Source organism: Paenibacillus doosanensis, from assembly GCF_025060755.1.
GTDB classification, from domain to species: Bacteria; Bacillota; Bacilli; order Paenibacillales; family NBRC-103111; genus Paenibacillus_S; species Paenibacillus_S doosanensis.
On the sequence record NZ_JANYUY010000053.1, the window covers coordinates 13,032 to 33,389 of the forward strand.

Here is a 20,358-nt window from a genome sequence, read left to right on the forward strand (position 1 = left end):
TAACGGAAGCGCGCGGCATCTTGTTCGTTCCGGCGGCCGTATACCGGCTAAACAAGCCATTGCCGCTCCGCCTTGGGCAGCTTGGCGACGACGAGCTCATACGATTCGCGGAACATCGTGACGAGGACGTCATCCGGCACCGTTCCGCTCAGGATGACGGTATTCCAATGTTTTTTGTTCATATGATACCCGGGAATGACGGCACCGGGATACGTTTCGCGCTGCAGCCACGCTTCGTCCGGCAGCGTCTTCAAATTGACGCTTTCTACGCCCTGCTGTTTGCCGAGCAAGGCGAATATTTTGTTGCGAACGTAGAGCACCGGCATATCCGGATCGAACGGGTACCGCAAGCTGGTGCCGTAATAGGTAAGACCGAGCTCGATTAATCGTTCATGATTCATATTCATGTTCGGTTTGTTCCCTGCCCTTGATATTAGATTTTTGGTGCAATTTGCGGATTGCCCGCAATCTAAAAACAGGACAGCCGGCCCGGCTGTCCTGTTTTAGCATACGGCACGGTTAAATGTGCATCGTATCCACATAGTTCGGACTTCCGCTCAGCAGCCAGTTGCGATGGCGCACGGCGGTTTCGTCCCGTTCCGGTTCGCCGTAAGACCACGTTTCTCCGGAGCCTTCTACATACTCTTTGATCAGCATCAGCAGAGCGGCGCTCCATTGCCGCGCTCCTTTGATACCCGGAACGAGCGGATAATATTTGTCGTAAGCGGCCCGGATCAGGGCGTGAGCGACTTCCTGAAGCACGCTCGGAACGTCCGCTTTTTCCAGCTTGGCGGCCAGCGTTTCGGGCATGTCGAGCTGATCCGTGGCCGCGTGGCTCTCGTATTCGAATTCCGTGATGACGCCCTGCTCTTTGGCCATCCACAGCTTCATCCGGTCGAGAGCCGGCTTGAATGCCGCAGGCACCGATACGGTCAGCTCCGGTTCCGGCTGGTCGAGGTTGATCACGAACGATTCCCCGAATTTGTTCAGCCTGGCGTTGCCGCGGACACCGAGCCAGCGAAGAGCGAGCAGCGCGTGAGTTCTCACCTTGCCGTCCACTTCCTCGTTGCGGCATACTCTCCGCAGCAGCTTCTCGCTGCGCGGATCGGGCACCATGCAGAGCAGACGTACGGCCGTCAGAACGGCTTCCGGATCTTCTATCCATTTATTGACATGCTCGAATATCGCATCGAACGATTCTTCCATCAGCCAGTCCAGTTCGATCCGGCGGGCGGCATATTCGGGCAGCGTAAGCAGACCTTGCTCCTTCAACGTGTCGATGCCGTGCTTCTCGACCAGTTCATCGTAAGCTTTGTGCATATCTGCGGCCATTTCTTCAAATAGCGGCTTGTCCTTCTCGCTGACGCCTTTCATTTGCGAAATAAGCTGCATCCATTCGCCCAGCGCGCCGGGATTTTGCTGCCACAGCATCATTGAGAACGTTATCAAATCGCGGTCGAATTCCAGCAATTCATGATGCAGCGCATAGCGTGCGAGCACCGTTTGGGCGTCATGTTCTTTACGCATAAGACTCAGAGCCAGAATCAGGCCGTTCCACGCATTTCCGTTCGCCCGATCCTCCAGGATTGCGCGATAAAAGCAAAAGGCGGCGGCGCCGTAAGAGTCTGCTTGCAAGTAATGTCGGCCCAGTCCGCCGATATCTTGGTATTGGCTCATTCATTTTACCCCCATGACTTAATTGACTATAAATAGAAGTATACCTTATATGTTCGTCCGTTGAAATCATTTTTGCAAAGAACAAGCTCCGGGCTGCGGGCGCAAGCGAAGGCAGGGCGGCATCGGGCCCGGTTTAGCCCAGCGCGGCGGACACTTGCCGCCGCAGCGAATCCAAATGCTCCTCCAGCTGCTTATGTCTGTGGCCGTTCGCTCCGGACGGATGCGGGAAACCGCGCAAGCACGCTTGATGCGGGATCGAGCCCTCGGCTTCGAGCAAAGCGAGCGCGGCCTCCACGGTTTGACCCAGCGGAATGACGAGCAGCGGTTGTCCCAGCAGAGCCAGCTCCCGCGGGAAAGCGCCGCGCACTAGCTTCATAAGATAAGCCGATTTGTCGAGCCGCGGCGTATGTCCCGTGTAATTGCTTCCTCTGCGGAACAGCGGATACCGGAGCAGCGAGGTCGTATGCAGCAGCTTCTCGTGAGGGCCTTCGAACAGCTCGGCGCAGGAAGAGAGGCCCAACGCCTCCTTCAAACCGAGCTGATCGAGCATGCCGGTCAGATTGCTGCGCATCGAGCCGGAGAACCTGGCGGCGAGCTTGGCGCTGCGGGCAGCTTCGGCGAGCGGCATTCCTGCTTGCAGAGCGTCTCTCGCCTGCCGGAAAGCAAGCTCCATCTGCGTCCATCCCGGGGTGATCCCGACAATAAGGAGCCGTGCTCCCGTTTGAACATATTCGTTATGCGGAGCATAGTACATTTCCAGATCGCCTTGTCCGGACAGCAGGAAATCGGGCGTGAACAGATCGGTTTTCGTCAAAGGCCGACCGGGAGGAAGAGCCCGAATCCGCTCTTCGTACTCTTTCAGCTTCGTCCATTCGTCCATAAGTTAGACCACCGCCATGAATCTATGATTTTAAGATCATCTTTTGAATTTATGACAATACCTGTCACTATTCTATTGTATAGTTGGATTCAGGTCCGGTTAAACTCAGCCTGCGGCCCCAAATTTGAATATTAAGGAGCGGACGAATCATGCCCTTTCAAGTGACACCCTTTATCATGCTCGACGGAAATGCCAAGGAAGCTATCCAATTTTATGCAAGCTCGCTGGACGCAAAAATCGTATTTACGCAAACGTTCGGAGAAGGTCCGCAGAACCCCGAGCATCCCTTGCCGAATGAAGCCAAAGACCGTTTGGCCCATTCCATACTAAAAATCGGCGATGCCGACCTGTTCGTTGCCGATCATTTCCCGGGGGAAACCTATCAAAGCGGCAATCGCGTCCAGATCTGCATCACAACTCCCGATACCGGAACCTCCGAACGATTTTTCGATGCTTTGCAGCAAGGCGGACAAGTGCTTATGCCATTGCAAAAAGTGCACTTCAGCCCGGCATACGGCATGGTTGTCGATCGCTTCGGCGTTACCTTCCAAATTTTTACTCAGAGACAATAAGCCATCTTCATAGAAGGCTGCCATGTCCGTTGATCGCGTTGACGGTCAGGCGGCTTGGGCCCAGCGCCGAAAACATTGCCGGGGAAGACCCGGCTTTTTTGTTGTTTAGGAAATGATGCGCAGCCATATCCTGAGGATATCCGGGGGCTCCCCCGAAAGTAAAGTCTACCCATAGAACGATCCTAGCTGAATGGTTAGACGCCGATCCAGCTAGGCTGGATGCGGACGGAATAAGCTTCAGAGCATCACGTCACTTTTGGCGGATTGGTTCTTTGCACGGACGGCTGCGGCTTCATGGACTCATCTTTTATTTCGGCGCTATCTTAGTTATACTGGGCGTTTTGATAGCCTCGGAAGCTTTTAAATTCGCCTCCGCACAGGCCGGCAAAAACCGCTAGTAGCGGGCCAGCAGCTCAGAGAGTCTGCTGCGGATCGAATCCTTCAATTCCGCCGGCTCCTGCAAAGCGGTCTCATCGCCCAGCGCAATGAAAAATTCCGTAAAAAAAGGAATGTCGGCGCGGGACACATCCGTATCGATGGAGCCGCTTCCGTCTTCTCGAACGAGCAGCATCGGAGCGAGCCAGAGCTCGCCTTCGCATCGCTGAACCCCGGCGCGGGTCAATTCGGCGCGAAGACGGATAGGCTCTTTGGGCGCCGCCGCTTCCTTCCGGCTCAGGCGTATGTCGCCTAAGTCGAGCGGCTCCGTTCCGGAGGTGTCGTAAGCCGCTTCCCTGATGCGGTCGCAGCGGAAGACGCGGAAGCCTTGGCGCAGGAAGCAGTAAGCCGTACAATACCAGAACCCGTTGTTCGCATAGATGCACACAGGCTGGATCAAGCGGGTTCTCGCGCCATCTTCCCTCGATTCGTATTCGATCGAGAGCACTTGCTGACGCACGGCCGCGTCCAGCAGGATGGGCAAACACGGGGCGTCGCCGCGCCGCGTCGGAGCAATGAAGTCGACTCGGTCCTTCATGCTGTCGATCCGGTCCCGAACGTCTCCGGGCAGATGCAAATAAAACTTGCTCAGCGCGGAAGCGGACTCCGCTTCGAAGGGCAGCGAAGAATAATGCCGCAGCGCATGCACCGCAAAGAACATGGACACGGCCTCTCCCTCCGTAAAGGCAATGGGAGGAAGCACTCTCTCCCTGATTACTTGATAGCCGCCGTGCGGTCCCACTTCCGAGTATAAAGGGACTCCCAGCTCGCTTAGCTCCTGCAAATCCCGCAAAATCGTACGCGTGGAGACGCCGAATTCGTCGGCAAGCTCCTGAACCTTGAACCGGCGTTTTCGGTTAACGGTCATCATCAGCTCCATCAGCCGCTTCGACTTGGACATCCCGGTCAGCTCCTTAGGAAGATGTCATTGAATTTACGACAAGTTTTGTCACTATTATCTCATAAGATAAACATGTCAAGCAACAATAAACTTTAGGAGTAATGATGGAGGCGAAAATTTGCCGCGCTGTTTTGTGCCATTATGTTTATGATCGGCACGGATACGTTTCTGTGTCGCTTACTTGGCGGCGTCGGTGCGGCGTTCACGGAGCCTCAAGCCAACTCGGCGGGTACCCGTCGATCGGCGTCTTCGCGGCGGTCTGCTTGACGCTCTCGCAGGGGAGCTTCTTAATTCGGAGACGTGCTTGAGGGGAAATGCCTCGCGTACAGAGCGAAAACCGGCATCCGCCTTTTAAGATGTATCGAACCTGCGGGCGAAGGCTTTATAATGAAGGATGGCAAGCAACTATCCAAAGCAGGAGGAGTCCATGAACATGATACAACGGCCTGATCGCGGAGCAGGCGCTACAGAAGAGCATGCCCGGTTAATCTTGAACAGCTACAAGCGGCTGATCGGCCGGGATTTGATCCCCGTCGATCCGGGAAGCAGCTTGGCGGAGCAGTTGTTCGAATCCGCTATCGTCGTGCTTTCGCACGGCACCGAGGCCGATCCGGTCTTGAATTACGGCAACCGCGCCGCGCTGACGCTATGGGAAATGGATTGGGAGACGTTTACTCAGACTCCGTCCCGTTATACGGCGGAGCCGATGGAGCGCTCGGAGCGCGACCGGTTTCTGCAGGCGGTAGCGGAGAAAGGCTACGTGGACCATTACACGGGCATACGGATTTCGAGCGGCGGGCGCAGATTTTACATTCAGCAGGCGATCGTCTGGAATTTGCGGGATGAAGCCGGGCGTTATGCCGGACAGGCCGCTTCTTTCGGCTCTTACAAGGACTGCTGATCGCTCCCTGAACAGCGGCGTTTCGGCCTCGGGTACCGGAGGACCGGATGGGGCTCAGGCAGGCTCATGAGGAAAATCGTCTCTGCCGCCGGCATAAGCGGAAGCCGGAAGGACCGCCGGTCCATACAATATAAATATAGAGGCATACATCGGATGAAAGGGCTGGCGGCGATGAACAACACCTTTAAACAGGGCTTCAAATTTATGATGGAAAACAAAGATATTCAGAAGATGTTCAAGGATATGGCCAAAGCTCAGAAACAGGTGGACGCGGCGGTCAAGGCGGCGGAGAAGCTGAAGAAGAAGTGGGGCTGAAGCAGAAGCGGGACTGAAGCAGAAGTGGAGTTAAAGCAGAAGCGGGGCTGACGCAGCGGCCTGTTGCACGCACGGTTCGAGACGGATAAGGAGGGTTCTCCTGTCAGTCTCTTTTTTTTGCAGGCGGCAAGGGCAAATACAATCAAAATTTCGGGGTTGCGCTAAGGCGCGGCGAGCGGAGCGGGCTCTGACCAAATCAGCTTCTCGCTCCGGCCGTCCTCTCCTTGCAGATAGACATGGCTAATATTGGCGTCAGGCAGCGAGGCGGCGATATCGAAATCGCCGGAACGGGCAAGCAAGCTGTAGCGCAGCCGGACATACAAATGCCCGCCGTCCTGCGCCAGATTGTAGCCGCTGTAGCCCGTGCCGCTGCCGGTGGTCGTTCCGTTCAGCAGCAGCTTGCCGCCGGTCACGTGGACTTCCTTCACGATAATGGCGTCGGGATGAGCGGGAGATCCGTATCCTGCATAGCCGTATACTCCTAAGGCAGCGGCTGAAATCAGGAGCGCGCTCAGGATCAGCGTCCTTCTCCCGCCTGCTTTGCGCAACATCATGACGATGCTCCCCTTTCTCGAAAAGAATGGTATGGAAAAAACAAAGATACTACAATAATAAATGGAAACGGATTACGGTTCAACATAGAGCCACGGACTACGGATGAAACGGCTTTCAAAACGAACGAATTTTTGATACATTATTAGCACTAAAAGCATGGTGAACAAAGAGCGGAGGGGCATTTGAATCCGGAAAAGCGTTCAGCGTTCGCCTAAGAATAACGGAGTCTCTCCATAGAAAAAGGAATCAACACCTTAAACATCCGATTTCAACGTGGTGAACAATCGACCGCAAAGGATGCTCGTTTTTTACCACTCCATTAAAATCAACTTCACAGCGTTTGGAATCCGGTATCCTACATCTTTCTCAGGAGCGGGTAAGCGTTCGAACGGCCTGGAAAAGGGGCTGCAGCAGGTGAAGCCCCCGGAACCGGGGGATCGAACCGTTTCTAAGTTTAACGGACATGAGGGAGCTAAATTCGTCGCAAACAGACGCTTTTTAAACGTAACGGTCATGACGGCGCTTACATAGCTCCGAATTGCTTTCTAAGGCGGCGTTGTCAACAAATAGCTGCATCTGTGTCCGTTTAGAAATCCAAGATGGCCGATAGGGTTTATATAACGGCCGCTGTGTCCGTTACGAGTGTACTTTGTTATCGCTCACATTTACAGCGGATTTCCCCTACTATAGAAGGGTAGCCGACTGCGCATGCGAGAGCATCTTCCGATCGCACCCATCTTGAATTTCTTGAATAATCGGCCCTTAAATGGGCTGCAATTCGGGAACAAAGGCGAACGAGCCTGGCGCTTCTCCAGATTGCTCTCGTGTAGCGATGGCTGCTTGTTCACCGCCCTTTTAAAAGCCCGGTGAACAAAGAGCGGAGGGGCATTTGAATCCGGAAAAGCGTCAGCGTTCGCCTTTGAAAGCGGATCTTTATCTATAGAAAAGAGGAAACAACGATCCAAAAATCCGATTTCAACAGCGATTGGAGGATCAAATGGACGCCGCAGCGGCCTTTTTCGCCACCCTTCTAACGGCCGTCTGCAATACAGGGCGCAGCTAGGGAGAGACGTATACCGTCCTATACAGGAGGAGTAATCATGTACAAGCTTATTTTGGTAGAAGACGAGGAGGAAGTCAGGGAAAGCGTCGTGGAGGAGATCGATTGGGCCTCCTGCGGCTTCGAGGTCGCCGATACGGCGGAGAACGGCAGCGAGGCGATGGAGCTGATCGAGAGATGGACTCCGGACGTCGTCGTAACCGACATTCGCATGCCGTTCATGGACGGTCTGCAGCTGTCCGAATGGATTCGCGGCAAATACCCGATGACCAAAATCATTATTTTAACCGGCTACGATGAGTTCGAATATGCTCAGAAGGCGGTCAAAATGCATATCGACGAATATGTGTTGAAGCCTTTTTCCACTCAAGAGCTTATGCAAGCGCTGGCCAAGATCAAGCGGCTGATCGACGAGGAAATCGCCCGGAAGGAGAACGTTCTGACGCTGCAGGAGCATTACAGGCAAAGCCTGCCTGTGCTTCGCGAAGTGTTCCTCGGTTCGCTGATGAACCGCAAGCTGCCCCGGGCCGAAATCGAGCAAAAGTCGCTCAACTATAACGTGAAGATAGACGGTGCAAGCTTCGTCGTGTCCGTACTCAGCATGGACAATCCCGGCGGAGAGGAAGCGGCCGATCCGAACGGGAGGAGGGCCGGGTCGCAATCGCTCAAATATTCCAAGGACCAGGAATTGAAATTGTTTGCGATCTTAAACATTTCCGAGGAAATAGTCAATAAATACGAGGCGGGCATCGTGTTTTTGCACAACGGCAATCTTGTGCTGCTCACCGCGGCGGCGGAAACGGACCAGGAGGCGGTAAGCAAACGTACGGCATCCGTGCTGGAAGAGATCCGCCAGAGCATCGAGAAATATGTGAAGCTGTCGGTGACGATCGGCGTCGGCACGGTCACAGCGGATATCGCCAACGTCAGCTATTCGTACAAATCGGCGGTGATGGCGCTTGATTACCGGCTTATTCTCGGCAATAACCGGATCATAATGATCGACGACGTCGAGAAACGCGCCGTAGAGAAGCTGCAGTTCGATGAACTGAAGGAGCATGCGCTCATTCGCTGCATTAAGGTAGGCACGCTTCAGGAGATGAAGGAGCTGGTGGACGAGCTGTTCCAGGGGATTGAGGCGGCGCCGGTGTCGTTCAAGGATTACCAGATTTATTTGCTGGAGATGCTGACCGCCATATTGAAAGCGGCCAAAGACGCCAATCCCGATCTGGACCCGGTGCTCGGGGCAAGCTTCAATCCGTTCGCCGAAATCCATAAGCTGACCAACCCGCAGGAAGCGAAGGATTGGATTGCAGGGCTGTGCGGCCGCCTGATGAGCAGCATTGTCAGCGAGCGGCAGTCCTCCTACAAATCGCTGGTCGATAAGGCGAAGGCGTACGCGCTGGCGCATTATCACGAGAGCGATATTTCGATCAACAAGGTGTGCAGCCATCTGCATATTAGTGCGGGCTATTTCAGCGGCATTTTCAAAAAAGAAACGAGGATGACGTTCGTCGGCTACTTGCTGCATATCCGCATGGAGGCGGCCAAAGTAATGCTGCGGACAACCGATTTGAAGACGTTCGAAATCGCCGAGAAGGTGGGCTACTCGGAGCCCAATTATTTCAGCTACTCGTTCCGCAAATATGTAGGGGTTTCTCCCAAAGAATATAAGAACAGCTCGCGCGAAGCTTAAAGAACAGGGGGGCGGCGGCGATGAATGCGATCCGCAGAAAGTATCGCGCTTTGGCCGACACGTGGAAATCGAAGAGCATCCAGTTTATTATTACCGCCTCCTTTACGCTGATCGCCATTGCGGTCATGCTGATCGTCAGCGTCATCTTGTACAACAAATTTGCGCGGACGGCGGAGCAAAATACGTTTCTCAGCAACGGACAGATCGTGGAGCAAATTAATTACAACCTCGAAGTGTATTTGAAGGCGGTCACGGAAGTATTCGATCTGGTCGACCGCAAGGTGCGCGCCGGCAGCCCGATTCCGAACGATACGCTGCTGGAGCAGCTGAACACGATCTTCGAATCGCGCGAGGATATCGTCTCGATGGCCTTGTTTACCCAGTCGGGCGAGCTGATTACCGGACTGCCCGCGGCCGAAATGCGCAGCAATACGAAGCTGACGGAGCAGAGCTGGTTCACGTCGGCGGTGGAAATACCGGATCATCTGTCCTTCTCGCTGCCGCATATTCAAAATTTGTACAAAGGCGAGTACAAATGGGTCGTTTCCATGAGCAAAGGGATTACGGTTATGCGAAGCGGCAAGCCGGAACGGGCGGTTCTGCTGATCGACGTCAATTTCAAGACGATGGACGAGCTGTTCCGCAGAGTCAGCCTGGGCAAAAAAGGCTATGTATACATTATCGACGAATCGGCGGGCAATATCATCTACCATCCGCAGCAGCAGCTGATTTATATCGGCCTGAAATATGAAAACGTCGAACAGGCGCTGAAGTATACGTACGGCAGCTATTTGGACGAATCGACCGGCGAGAAGCGGCTGATTACGATCAAGACGGTCAATAACATCGGCTGGAAAATTATCGGGGTTTCTTACATGGATGAAATCGTGGCCGCCAAAAAAGAAATCGGAGGCTTTATCGCCTGGCTCCTCGCTGCGGTCATCGTATTCGTGCTGCTGATTTCCGCCTTCATGTCGGCCAAAATATCGCAGCCGATCAAAAGGCTGGAGAAATCGATGCGCAAGGTGGAGCAGGGGGACTTTCACATTCACATTCCGGTTACCGGCAACGACGAAGTGGGACGGCTGTCCCGCAGGTTCAATTATATGGTGTCGCAAATCCGCCAGCTGATGGATCAGAGCATCCGCGAGCAGGAAGCGAAGCGCAAGACCGAGCTGGACGTGCTGCAGTCGCAGATCAATCCGCATTTTTTGTACAACACGCTCAATTCCGTCGTCCGGATGGCGGGCAGCGGCAAGAGCGAGGACGTGATCACGATGATTACGTCGCTGTCGAAGTTTTTCCGCATCAGTCTAAGCCGCGGCAAGCGCATTATTACTGTTCGGGAAGAGCTGGAGCATGTGCGCAATTATTTGGTCATTCAAAAAATCCGTTACAAAAATAAGTTCGAATACGTGATCGAAGCGGAAGAGGAGGCGCTGGATTGCCGGACGCTCAAGCTGCTGCTGCAGCCGCTGGTGGAAAATGCGATTTACCACGGCATCGAATATATGGTGGACGAAGGCTTGATCCGGATTACGGCGTCGATCGAAGGAGGCAAGCTGCTGTTCACGGTGCAGGACGACGGGCTCGGCATACCGCCGGATAAGCTGGAGCGCCTGCTTCACGGCTCGGCAGCCTCGGAGGAAGGCTCCGGCGTCGGCGTGCGCAACGTGCATCAGCGTATCCGGCTGGCCTTCGGGGAGGAATACGGGCTGCATATCGACAGCAAGCAGGAGGAAGGCACCGTCGTTCGGGTATGGCTGCCGCTGCAGATGGACGAAGGGGGGACGCAAGGATGATTACAAGAGGAGCGGTAAGCTCGGTCATAAGACGCCGGATTATTTTGCTTGCCTTGGCGGCTCTTCCCGCACTGCTGCCTGCCTGCGCGTCCGATTCTGAGCCGGCGGAAGCCGGCCAAATCAAGAACGTAACGCTGCTTATGAAATCGAAGAGCGGCGATTACTGGAAGACGGTCAAGATGGGAGCGGAAGCCGCGGCCAAAGAATTCAGCGTGGAGCTCCGTGTCGAAGGGCCTGACGAAGAAGGCGATGTGAACGGTCAGATCGAACTGCTGAATCAGTCGGTCAAGGACGGGATGGACGCGCTCGTGCTGGCGGCCAGCGATTATGGCGCTCTCGGCGCGGCGGTAGACCGGATGGGCCTGCCGCGGATTCCGGTCATCGCGATCGATTCGGAGGCGGGATCGTCCAGAGTCAAGAGCTTCATCGGCATCGACAATGTCGAAGCCGGCCAGAAGGCGGGCAAGAAGCTGATCGAGCTGACCGGCGGGCGCAGCCGCATCGCGGTCATCAGCTTCGGCAAAGGCGGGCGCAACGCGGAGCAGAGGGAGCGGGGGCTGCGCGATGCGCTTCGGGCCGCTCCCGGCGTGCTTGCCGGCGCTACGCAGTACTGCTCCGGCAGCGCAGAGCGGTGCGGCGAGCTGGCAGCCTTGCTGCTGCAGCGGGAGCAGGCGGACGGCATCGTCGCGCTGGATGCGGCCGCTTCGCTGGGCGTTGCCGCCGAAACCGAGCGCCTCGGGTTCGCCGGCAAGGTGAAAATCGTCACCTTCGATAATACGCCGGAGGATATCGAATATTTGCAGGAAGGGATCATCCAGGCGACGATCGTGCAGAACCCGTTCAGCATGGGCTATTTGGGCGTCAAGTACGCCGTCGACGCGATGAACGGCAAGCGGAATCCGGCCTTTATGGATACGGGGACGAAAGTGATCGATCAGGAAAATATGTTTTGGCTGGACAATCAGAAGCTGCTGTTCCCGTTCGTGAAGTAGCTGCGTTATACGCGCGGCCCGTTTGGCTAACTTTAGACGCCGTCCTTATCTTAAGCCCCGCGGGAGTTAAGATAAGGACGGCGTCGTTTTTTTGCGGCCCCAAATACATGAGAATTTTTATAGAATGGATGAGAATTTTGCATGGGAATCGGCCGTAACTTCAACGATAATGAAAAAGCGGAAACGAGTTAACTATATAAGTAAATGGAGGTCAATGATATGAAAAAGGTTGTATCCACGCTGCTTGCGGCAGCATTAATGACGGCGGCGGCGGGCTGCTCCGGCACGGGCGGAACGAATGCGCCGGCAGCCGGCGGCGGCCCGGCCAACACGGACAGCGGAGCGTCCGCCAAGAAGCCGGTCATCGGCGTTGCGATCTACAAATTCGACGATACGTTCATGACGGGCGTGCGCAATGCGATCTCGGCCGCCGCCGAGGGCAAGGCCCAGACGGATATCGTCGACAGCCAGAACTCGCAGCCTACCCAGAATGACAAAGTCGACTTGTTCATTACGAAAAAAGTGAATGCGCTTGCGATTAACCCGGTCGACCGCACCGGCGCCGGCGTCATTATCGATAAAGCGAAGGCGGCGAATACGCCGGTCGTGTTCTTCAACCGCGAGCCGCTCGCCGACGATATGAAGAAATGGGATAAAGTGTACTATGTCGGCGCCAAAGCCGAGCAATCCGGCACGATGGAAGGGCAGCTGGTCGTCGATTACTTCAAGTCCCATCCGGAAGCGGATAAAAACAAGGACGGCGTGCTGCAATATGTCATGCTGAAGGGCGAGCCGGGACATCAGGATGCCGAGCTGCGCACGAAATTTTCGATTAAAGCGGTGGAGGACGCCGGTATCAAGGTCGAGAAGCTGGCTGAAGATACGGCGATGTGGGACCGCGTCAAAGGGCAGGAGAAAATGGCCGCCTTCCTCGCTTCCCACGGCGATAAAATCGAGGCCGTATTCGCCAATAACGACGACATGGCCCTCGGGGCGATCGAAGCGCTGAAAGCGAAAGGCTATTTCAAAGACAACAAATATATGCCGGTCGTCGGCGTCGACGCCACCGCTCCGGCTGTAAAGGCGCTGGAAGACGGCACGCTGCTCGGCACGGTGCTCAACGACGCCAAAAACCAGGGGAAAGCGACCTTGAATCTGGCCAGCGTGCTCGCTCAAGGCCAAACGCCGAACAAAGACAATACCGGATATGAAATTACGGACGGCAAATACGTATGGGTTCCTTACAAAAAAATTACGAAAGACAATGTGAACGACGCCAAATAAATGCAGTGTTCATGAAAGGCAGCGCGGCGCGACCATGATGCGCCGAAGAAACTGCGGCAATACAAGGCAAGGGCAATGACTGCTTTCGTCGTACCCTTGCTTTCTTTTTTTCCGAAAGGGGCGTTACCATGGCTGACCATGAGTTTGTGCTTGAAATGAACGGCATTTGCAAACAATTCCCCGGCGTCAAGGCGCTCGACAATGTGACGCTGAAAGTCCGGCCCGGTACGGTTCATGCCCTGATGGGCGAGAACGGGGCCGGCAAATCGACGCTGATGAAATGCCTGTTCGGCATTTATACGCCGGATGCGGGCGAGATTTACTTGAACGGCGATAAGGTGGAGCTGAAAAACTCGAAGGACGCTCTCGATCACGGCGTATCGATGATTCATCAGGAGCTTCACCCTATTCCGCAGCGCAATGTGATGGAGAATATATGGCTCGGGCGTTTTCCTGCAAAAGGCTGGGGGCCTTTCCGATTGGTAGATCATAGAAAAATGCTGAACGATACGAAGCGGCTGTTCAAGGAGCTGGAGATGGATATCGATCCGCACGCTTTGGCCGGTTCCATGTCGGTTTCCAAGCTGCAATCGCTGGAAATCGCCAAGGCCGTATCGTATCACTCGGGCGTCATCATCATGGACGAACCGACCTCGTCTCTGACGGGCAACGAAGTCGAGGCGCTGTTCAAAATTATCGGGCAGCTCAAAAGCCGCGGCGTCGCTATCATCTACATTTCACATAAAATGGAGGAAATATTGCGCATATCCGATGAAGTGACGATTATGCGCGACGGCAAGCTGATCGGCACATGGGCGGCTTCGGAGCTGACGACCGATCTGATCATTACGCGCATGGTGGGGCGCGACCTCAGCCAGCGGTTTCCGGAGCGATCGAACGTACCCGGCGGCGTCTTGCTGAAGGTGGAAGGGCTGACTTCTCCGGCGGCGAAGTCGTTCAAGGATATTTCCTTCGAGCTGCGCCAAGGCGAAGTGCTCGGGCTCGGCGGTCTGGTCGGCGCTCAGCGCACCGAGCTGATCGAAGCGCTGTTCGGACTGCGGGCCGTATCGTCGGGAACGATCACGCTGCGCGGCAAGCCGGTCAAATTCAAGTCGCCGCAGGCGGCGAAGCAGCATAAAATCGCGCTGTTAACGGAAGAGAGGCGGGTCACGGGCATTTTTCCGGTGCTGTCGATTCAAGAGAATGCGGCGATCGCCAATCTCGACCGGTACTTGAACCCGTTCTTCCTGCTGAACGAGAGGAAGATGAAAGCGGAAGCGGAACGCAGCGTCGAGCAGCTTCGGGTCAAGACGCCATCGGTCAAAACGCTGATCAAAAATTTATCCGGAGGCAATCAGCAGAAGGTGCTGCTGGCTCGCTGGCTGCTGACCGAGCCGGACATTTTATTGCTGGACGAACCGACGCGGGGGATCGACGTCGGGGCGAAGTACGAAATTTATTCGATTATCGCCGACCTTGCCAGGCAGGGCAAAAGCATTATTATGATTTCGTCGGAAATGCCGGAGCTGTTAGGAATGTCCGACCGCATCATGGTCATGTGCGAAGGGCGGCTGTCCGGCATCGTCGAAGGGGAGAAAGCGACAGAAGAAGAGATCATGCGCCTTGCGACCAAATATATGGTGTAGGGCTTCTCACGGGAGGATTCACACATGAACACGAAATCAGTAGGCAACTTTTTAACGCAGAACGCGATCTACATGGTGTTGATCGTACTGGTGATCGGGATCGCCGTCTCGGACCCGCGATTTCTGTCGATAGATATTTTGCGCGATATTTTGCTGCAAAATTCCACCAGAGCCATCATTGCGCTCGGTATGGCGTTCATCCTGATCACGGGAGGAACGGACCTCTCCGCCGGCCGCGTCGTCGGGCTGACGGCGGTGCTGTCCGCTTCGATGCTGCAAATATCGGATTATCCGCGCCGCTTTTTCCCGGATATGCCGGATTTGCCTTTATGGGCGCCGATCGTGATCGGCATTCTCGCCGGCTTGCTCGTCGGATTGCTGAACGGCTGGATCGTCTCGCGGCTTAGCGTGCCGCCCTTCATCGCCACGCTGGGAACGATGGTTATCGTGTACGGCGCGAACTCGATTTACTTCGACCTCAAGCCGAACGAATCCCAGCCTATCGCCGGCTTGCGCAAGGACTTCACCAATATCGGCACCGGCTTCTTCGGGCCGAACGGCTCTTATTCCATCCCTTATATCGTCATTATCGCCATCATCGTCGCGCTGATCGTATGGGTTGTATTCAACAAGACGCGGCTCGGCAAAAATATGTACGCCATCGGCGGCAACATCCAGGCGGCCACGGTTTCGGGCATTAACGTCAAGCGCAACCTGCTGTACATTTACGCATTTGCCGGATCGCTGTACGGCTTGGGCGGCGTGCTGGAAGCGGCCAGAACCGGCGGCGCCACCAACAACTACGGCAATATGTATGAGCTGGACGCGATCGCGGCCTGCGTCGTCGGCGGCGTATCGACGGCGGGCGGCATCGGCACGGTGCCGGGCGTGCTCGTCGGCGTGCTGATCTTCGGCGTCATCAACTACGGCCTGACCTTTATCGGCGTCAGCCCGTATTGGCAGCTGATTATTAAAGGGCTGATCATCGTAGCGGCCGTCGCGTTCGATATCCGCAAATATTTGGCCAAAAAATAGAAGCTCGGCACGGCATCATTCGGAGGGAGGGGCGGCGGACAAAATCGCTGTCTCGTCCCTTTGCTGCTTATGAACGTCCCGAACGGGAGGAGTTGGAACAGCGAGCGGAAACTTCTATCGACCGCAGGACACGACTCAATGACCGCACTTCTAAGATGACATGGCGGCAAACGCGGGGAGGGTGGACAAGGCGTCCTTAGGGTGAGACAATGAGGTAACTTGGGCGCGGCGTATCCAGAAAAGCAAGGGCCGTGCCGCAAGGGGACTTTAAACACGCAAGGACGGATGAGAGCTTGATGAAGCAGCAATCGGCGCGGCTTCCGCAGCCGCTGTATGTATATAGTTACGTTTGTCATGAAAGTGAACAAGCTTTATGCGCAATGGAGCTGCGCGCGCTGTTCGGCAACGATGCCGAGACAGGGGGAGCAGGCTATCTGTTCAGCTCCAAGGCGGTCGAACCGAGCCGCAGCCCGTTTATCAAGCTGAGGCTGGATGTGCTCTGCGAGGAAGACAGCCTGGAGAAGCTGGCGGAGCGGGCGGGGGAGGTACGGCTTGCGGACGAAACGTTCAAGGCCGAGTTCGTGGAAACCGGCGATTCTCCGGTTTATGAAGAGCGGCGGGCGATCGAGCGGCTCGTCGGCTCGCGGATTCGCGGCAAGGCCGAGATGCGCAGGCCGCAGCGCCGGTTCGGCATCGCCTGCGCGGACGGCCGCTGGCTGTTCGGCGACATCGTCAAGGGCGAGGCCGTATGGCTGCGGCATAACGAGAAGCCGCAGCAATATTCGACGGCGCTCGGCACGCGGGTTGCCAGAGCCGTCGCCAACATCGCCGTTCCCGAGCCGCTCGGCGTCCGGGCGATCGACCCGTGCTGCGGCATCGGCACGGTGCTGCTCGAAGCGGTGTCGATGGGCATCGACATGACGGGTAGCGATATCAATCCGCTTGCCGTGCGCGGAGCCCGGAGAAATCTCGCTCATTTCGGATTCGACGCGAGGGTGTCGGTCGGCAGCATCCACGCGATCGCAGGACGCTACGATGCGGCCGTGCTCGATCTGCCGTATAATCTGTGCTCGGTGCTGTCCGCGGAGGAGCGGCTGGCTATGCTGGAGAGCGCCCGCCGCCTGGCTGCCAGAGTCGTTGTCATCGCGACGGATGCGATCGACGATGCCATCGCCGCGGCGGGGCTTGTTACGGTCGACCGATGCGAAGTGAGCAAAGGAGCTTTTGTCCGGCATATTATGCTGTGCGCGGACGACATGAGCGAGCTTCACGCTGCCAAGACCTAGCGTAAGGTTAAGAAAAGATCCGGGCAAAACCGTCAGCATTCACCATGGATCGCAGCAGGATTCCGGCGCTGCAAGACGTTGATATGCTTCTTATTGCGCTAATAGGTTCTTTTCGGGAGAAATATTATTTTCCCGGAAAGAGCCTTTTTCGCTTTGGCGTATGGCATGCATGAGCAAGCCTGCACATATACTGGCATGGAGACAAGCTCGAGGCATTCGGGCCGCTTCATTTACAGGACCCGGCAAGGCGCAAGCGAGCGCGAAAGCCGGACCGGAGGGGCAAGGAAGAACAGGATAACCCAAGGAGGTCGTCATGTATAAGGGTACAAAGCTGCGCCCGTTCAATATGTTTGCTTGTCTGGCCGTTATTGCCGTTAACGCATTGGCGCAGATACATCCTCTGGGCGGACTTGCGACCGGAGAAATTTCCGCGATGTTTCCCGTTCAAATTACGCCTGCGCCGTACGCCTTTTCCATATGGGGACTTATTTATGCGCTTTTGCTCGGCTACGCCATTATACAGCTCATTCCCGGACAAAGGGAGCAGGACGAGGTTCGGGCCATCGGTCCGTGGTTTGTCGTGAGCTGTTTTTTCAATATAAGCTGGCTTTTCTTATGGCAGTGCTTGTTCATCTCATCCTCGCTATTCGTCATGCTCGGCCTGCTGCTTTCCTTGGCGGCGATTTATTGGAATACCCGGTATAAGGGCTGGTCTTCGAACCGCTGGATTCGCTTTCTGGTGCAGATGCCGTTCAGTCTTTATTTCGGATGGATTACGGCGGCCAGCCTGGCGAATGCGGCCGTCTTCCTGTACGCGCATCAGTGGGACGGCTTGGGGCTGCCCGAAACGTTCTGGACCGTCATCGGTCTGCTGATTGCCGGCTTGCTGAGTCTTCTGATCGGCTGCCGTTTTCACGATCCGTTTTATATGCTGGCGATCGTTTGGGCGATGAGCGCTATCGGGACGGCTAACCGGGACTATCCGGCGATCTTCTGTATGGCGTGGGTCTCTGCCGGATTGCTGCTGATCTACGCACTGCTGCTGTTGTATTCGCTGCTTACGCGGAAACACAAGATAAAAAGGAGATAAGCCGGCCGAAGGACTGCGGAATGCTATCTGGCAATAAGGCTGCTTCACGCACAGATTCGTCTGGCGCGGGGTGGCTTTTTTCCGCTGCGGCATCAGGGGAATAAGGTTGAAAAGTGCAACAAAAAGGGCGCAGGAGCGTTACATATAGTAATAAATGGTATAAAAACGATTTTGAAATGAAAGGGGGCTTCGGTTCCATGCCCGATTGGTCGTATCAAACGCTGTTTCGCCCGCTGCTGTTTCGGCTGCCTCCGAAGCTGGCTCGGGATTTGACTTTGCACGCGATGGGAGCCTTGGCCAAGCTGCCGGGAGGCCGCCTGCTCATTCGCACGATGGGGCATATGGAGCCCTCTCCTTTATTGAAGAGCGAGCTGGCCGGAGTATCCCTGCCATACTCGGTCGGCTTGTCGGGCGGGCTCGACCCGCGCGGCGTCGCCCATCGGGCGTTGGCTCAATTCGGCCTCGGCTTCATCGAGATCGGACCGGTGACCGTCCGCGAGATCAAGGACGGCCGGACGATTCGCCGGGATATCCCGAACGAGGCGATCGTCTACCCGGACGCTGCGGCGAACCCGGGGCTGGATGCGACGCTCCGCAGACTGCAGCGCAAGCGGGGGCACCCGCTGCCGCTCATGCTGCGCATCCGCAGCATGCCGGGCAGCTCGCCTGCGCAAGCGCTGCAGGAAGAGCGGCGCTTGCTGGCGGAGCTGCGGCCTTATGCCGCGGCGTTCTACATCGAAGCGCCGGACCCCGGCTGGCCGCTGCAGGAGAGCCTCGCGCACCTGCAAGCGATCGCGGCGTCGGCCGAGCGGCTGCCGCAGGATGCCCGGCAGGCGGATGCAGCGCCGCCGCTGCTGCTGTATGCGCCGCCCGATTATCCGCAGGAGCGGCTCGCGCAGCTGCTCCGCGGCATTCGGTCTGCGCCGGGACCGTGGTCCGGCGTCGTGATCGGCGACGCCGCCTGCGGGGAAGGCGGCGCTATCGTCGGCCGCGCGTGCCGGGATGCGGCGGCCGAGCGGGTCGCCTTGCTCCGCGAGCTGGGCGGGCCGGAGATGAAGATCGTCGCCGGCGGCGGCATCCACGAGCCGGAAGACGCGCTGGAGCTGAGACGGGCGGGAGCGGACTTCGTGCAGCTGCACAGCGGTCTTGTCTACGCGGGACCGGGCCTCGCCAAGCGCATTAACGAAGCGATTCTGCATGAGACGATCCGCGCGTCCGAAGCCCCCGCGCCGCCTTCGTTCTGGCACGGCTGGGGCTGGATGTGTCTGCTCGGACTCGGCATGATCGTCGGCGGCGTGCTCGCCTGGATCATTGCGGCGACGACCGTCGTACTTCCTTACGATACGGTTTTCCTGGGGATGGAGCCCGCAGCCTTGACTCAGGCCAATCCGTACCTGCTCGGCTTTATGTCGCATGACAGGGTTACGCTGGCCGGTACGATGATTTCTATCGGCATTATATATGGGCAGCTGGCGTATCATGGGCTGCGCAAGGGGCTGCATTGGGCCAAAACCGCGTTGACGACCTCCTGCATCGTCGGCTTCAGCAGCTTTTTCCTGTACTTGGGCTACGGTTACTTCGATCCGCTTCATGCGTCGGCGGCAGCGATATTGCTGCCGATGTTCATTTTGTCGATGCGCAGGCAGGAGGACCTCCCGCCCCGGGAAAGACCGAATCTGCTTAACGACCGGATATGGCGGCGCGCTCAATGGGGACAGCTGATGATGGTCTCCCTCGGCTTGGCGCTTGCTATCGGCGGACTCGTCATCTCCTTTGTAGGCGTCACCGCCGTTTTCGTGCCCGAGGATTTGCAATATTTATGCGCCACGCCCGAGATGCTGGCCGCAATTAACGATAAGCTTCTTCCGCTGATCGCGCACGACCGCGCCGGGTTCGGAGGAGCGCTGTTCGCCGATGCGTTAGCTCTGCTGGCCGCGGCGTTATGGGGAATCCGGCAGGGGAGCCGCTGGCTGTGGTGGACGTTTTTGCTCGGCGGGCTTCCGGGGTTCTTGGCCGGCTTCAGCGTGCATCAGCAAATCGGTTACACGAATGCATGGCATTTGCTGCCCGCTTATTTCGCTTTTGCATTGTATGTGCTCGGTCTGCTCTTCTTATATCCTTATATGATGAGCCGGCAGGCCGGAAGTCCCGTCGATCAGCGTCAGCCGGGACCATCGGCGCACATAAAAAGGAAATCCATGACATAACGTGGAAAGTAGTAAAAGCAAGCC

17 protein-coding genes are annotated in these 20,358 nt (G+C 56.4%); 12 read left to right on the forward strand and 5 right to left on the reverse strand.

Translation table 11 applies throughout. The features are described 5' to 3' along the window. Positions 1-47: 47 nt before the first annotated feature. From N0M98_RS27470 to N0M98_RS27480, 3 genes are all read right to left on the reverse strand, one after another. Positions 48-407, reverse strand: coding sequence for an MmcQ/YjbR family DNA-binding protein (locus tag N0M98_RS27470; protein ID WP_249861344.1), 360 nt, complete (start codon positions 405-407; stop codon positions 48-50). A gap of 112 nt (positions 408-519) precedes the next feature. Further along, complete coding sequence (locus tag N0M98_RS27475) at positions 520-1,677, reverse strand: HEAT repeat domain-containing protein (RefSeq protein ID WP_249861345.1); 1,158 nt, start codon at positions 1,675-1,677, stop codon at positions 520-522. A 133-nt stretch (positions 1,678-1,810) separates the two neighbouring features. Beyond that, positions 1,811-2,557: a hypothetical protein gene (locus tag N0M98_RS27480; protein ID WP_259619747.1), complete on the reverse strand. Its 747-nt coding sequence runs from the start codon at positions 2,555-2,557 to the stop codon at positions 1,811-1,813. Positions 2,558-2,706: 149 nt separating this feature from the next. On the opposite strand from N0M98_RS27480, the gene N0M98_RS27485 reads away from it, so the two are divergent. After that, positions 2,707-3,129: a VOC family protein gene (locus N0M98_RS27485; RefSeq protein ID WP_259619748.1), complete on the forward strand. Its 423-nt coding sequence runs from the start codon at positions 2,707-2,709 to the stop codon at positions 3,127-3,129. Between the two features lie 394 nt (positions 3,130-3,523). Here N0M98_RS27485 and N0M98_RS27490 read toward each other — a convergent pair whose 3' ends face one another. Further along, entirely contained in the window at positions 3,524-4,465 is a 942-nt protein-coding gene (locus N0M98_RS27490; RefSeq protein ID WP_259619749.1) for a helix-turn-helix transcriptional regulator, read from the reverse strand. Between the two features lie 427 nt (positions 4,466-4,892). On the opposite strand from N0M98_RS27490, the gene N0M98_RS27495 reads away from it, so the two are divergent. Both N0M98_RS27495 and N0M98_RS27500 read left to right on the forward strand, forming a co-directional pair. Further along, positions 4,893-5,366 (forward strand): MEKHLA domain-containing protein, encoded by a 474-nt coding sequence (locus N0M98_RS27495; protein WP_249861349.1) that lies wholly within the window; start codon positions 4,893-4,895, stop codon positions 5,364-5,366. Between the two features lie 153 nt (positions 5,367-5,519). Beyond that, positions 5,520-5,681 carry a hypothetical protein gene (locus tag N0M98_RS27500; protein ID WP_249861350.1) on the forward strand — a complete coding sequence of 54 codons (162 nt, stop codon included), beginning with the start codon at positions 5,520-5,522 and terminating at the stop codon, positions 5,679-5,681. A 161-nt stretch (positions 5,682-5,842) separates the two neighbouring features. Here N0M98_RS27500 and N0M98_RS27505 read toward each other — a convergent pair whose 3' ends face one another. Next, positions 5,843-6,235, reverse strand: a complete 393-nt coding sequence (locus N0M98_RS27505) for a hypothetical protein (RefSeq protein WP_259619750.1) — start codon at positions 6,233-6,235, stop codon at positions 5,843-5,845. A 1,101-nt stretch (positions 6,236-7,336) separates the two neighbouring features. Here N0M98_RS27505 and N0M98_RS27510 point away from each other — a divergent pair. The 9 genes from N0M98_RS27510 (at position 7,337) to N0M98_RS27550 (ending at position 20,334) form a co-directional block, all read left to right on the forward strand. Continuing rightward, entirely contained in the window at positions 7,337-8,992 is a 1,656-nt protein-coding gene (locus tag N0M98_RS27510; protein WP_259619751.1) for a response regulator, read from the forward strand. Between the two features lie 20 nt (positions 8,993-9,012). Beyond that, complete coding sequence (locus N0M98_RS27515) at positions 9,013-10,794, forward strand: sensor histidine kinase (RefSeq protein ID WP_259619752.1); 1,782 nt, start codon at positions 9,013-9,015, stop codon at positions 10,792-10,794. After that, complete coding sequence (locus N0M98_RS27520) at positions 10,791-11,786, forward strand: substrate-binding domain-containing protein (protein ID WP_259619753.1); 996 nt, start codon at positions 10,791-10,793, stop codon at positions 11,784-11,786. The genes N0M98_RS27515 and N0M98_RS27520 overlap by 4 nt, the downstream gene beginning before the upstream one ends. Before the next feature lie 219 nt (positions 11,787-12,005). Further along, entirely contained in the window at positions 12,006-13,070 is a 1,065-nt protein-coding gene (locus N0M98_RS27525) for a galactose ABC transporter substrate-binding protein (RefSeq protein ID WP_249861356.1), read from the forward strand. 128 nt (positions 13,071-13,198) lie between these two features. Further along, a complete protein-coding gene (locus tag N0M98_RS27530) occupies positions 13,199-14,716 on the forward strand; it encodes a sugar ABC transporter ATP-binding protein (RefSeq protein ID WP_259619754.1) in 1,518 nt (505 codons plus the stop codon). A gap of 24 nt (positions 14,717-14,740) precedes the next feature. After that, positions 14,741-15,751 (forward strand): galactose/methyl galactoside ABC transporter permease MglC, encoded by a 1,011-nt coding sequence (mglC, locus tag N0M98_RS27535; protein WP_259619755.1) that lies wholly within the window; start codon positions 14,741-14,743, stop codon positions 15,749-15,751. A gap of 296 nt (positions 15,752-16,047) precedes the next feature. Further along, positions 16,048-17,037 (forward strand): TRM11 family SAM-dependent methyltransferase, encoded by a 990-nt coding sequence (locus N0M98_RS27540; RefSeq protein WP_259619756.1) that lies wholly within the window; start codon positions 16,048-16,050, stop codon positions 17,035-17,037. Positions 17,038-17,350: 313 nt separating this feature from the next. After that, positions 17,351-18,127, forward strand: coding sequence for a TspO-related membrane protein (locus tag N0M98_RS27545; protein WP_259619757.1), 777 nt, complete (start codon positions 17,351-17,353; stop codon positions 18,125-18,127). 197 nt (positions 18,128-18,324) lie between these two features. Continuing rightward, positions 18,325-20,334: a dihydroorotate dehydrogenase gene (locus tag N0M98_RS27550; RefSeq protein WP_259619758.1), complete on the forward strand. Its 2,010-nt coding sequence runs from the start codon at positions 18,325-18,327 to the stop codon at positions 20,332-20,334. The last annotated feature ends 24 nt before the right edge of the window (positions 20,335-20,358 follow it).

What these genes read in the sequence shown, in the direction of transcription:
- mglC (WP_259619755.1), top strand. Translation starts at nt 14,741, where the DNA reads ATGAACACGAAATCAGTAGGCAACTTTTTAACGCAGAACGCGATCTAC.
- N0M98_RS27485 (WP_259619748.1), top strand. Translation starts at nt 2,707, where the DNA reads ATGCCCTTTCAAGTGACACCCTTTATCATGCTCGACGGAAATGCCAAG.
- N0M98_RS27490 (WP_259619749.1), bottom strand. Translation starts at nt 4,465, where the DNA reads ATGTCCAAGTCGAAGCGGCTGATGGAGCTGATGATGACCGTTAACCGA.
- N0M98_RS27545 (WP_259619757.1), top strand. Translation starts at nt 17,351, where the DNA reads ATGTATAAGGGTACAAAGCTGCGCCCGTTCAATATGTTTGCTTGTCTG.
- N0M98_RS27515 (WP_259619752.1), top strand. Translation starts at nt 9,013, where the DNA reads ATGAATGCGATCCGCAGAAAGTATCGCGCTTTGGCCGACACGTGGAAA.
- N0M98_RS27525 (WP_249861356.1), top strand. Translation starts at nt 12,006, where the DNA reads ATGAAAAAGGTTGTATCCACGCTGCTTGCGGCAGCATTAATGACGGCG.
- N0M98_RS27500 (WP_249861350.1), top strand. Translation starts at nt 5,520, where the DNA reads ATGAAAGGGCTGGCGGCGATGAACAACACCTTTAAACAGGGCTTCAAA.
- N0M98_RS27510 (WP_259619751.1), top strand. Translation starts at nt 7,337, where the DNA reads ATGTACAAGCTTATTTTGGTAGAAGACGAGGAGGAAGTCAGGGAAAGC.
- N0M98_RS27470 (WP_249861344.1), bottom strand. Translation starts at nt 407, where the DNA reads ATGAATATGAATCATGAACGATTAATCGAGCTCGGTCTTACCTATTAC.
- N0M98_RS27540 (WP_259619756.1), top strand. Translation starts at nt 16,048, where the DNA reads ATGAAGCAGCAATCGGCGCGGCTTCCGCAGCCGCTGTATGTATATAGT.
- N0M98_RS27495 (WP_249861349.1), top strand. Translation starts at nt 4,893, where the DNA reads ATGAACATGATACAACGGCCTGATCGCGGAGCAGGCGCTACAGAAGAG.
- N0M98_RS27520 (WP_259619753.1), top strand. Translation starts at nt 10,791, where the DNA reads ATGATTACAAGAGGAGCGGTAAGCTCGGTCATAAGACGCCGGATTATT.
- N0M98_RS27505 (WP_259619750.1), bottom strand. Translation starts at nt 6,235, where the DNA reads ATGATGTTGCGCAAAGCAGGCGGGAGAAGGACGCTGATCCTGAGCGCG.
- N0M98_RS27480 (WP_259619747.1), bottom strand. Translation starts at nt 2,557, where the DNA reads ATGGACGAATGGACGAAGCTGAAAGAGTACGAAGAGCGGATTCGGGCT.
- N0M98_RS27530 (WP_259619754.1), top strand. Translation starts at nt 13,199, where the DNA reads ATGGCTGACCATGAGTTTGTGCTTGAAATGAACGGCATTTGCAAACAA.
- N0M98_RS27475 (WP_249861345.1), bottom strand. Translation starts at nt 1,677, where the DNA reads ATGAGCCAATACCAAGATATCGGCGGACTGGGCCGACATTACTTGCAA.
- N0M98_RS27550 (WP_259619758.1), top strand. Translation starts at nt 18,325, where the DNA reads ATGCCCGATTGGTCGTATCAAACGCTGTTTCGCCCGCTGCTGTTTCGG.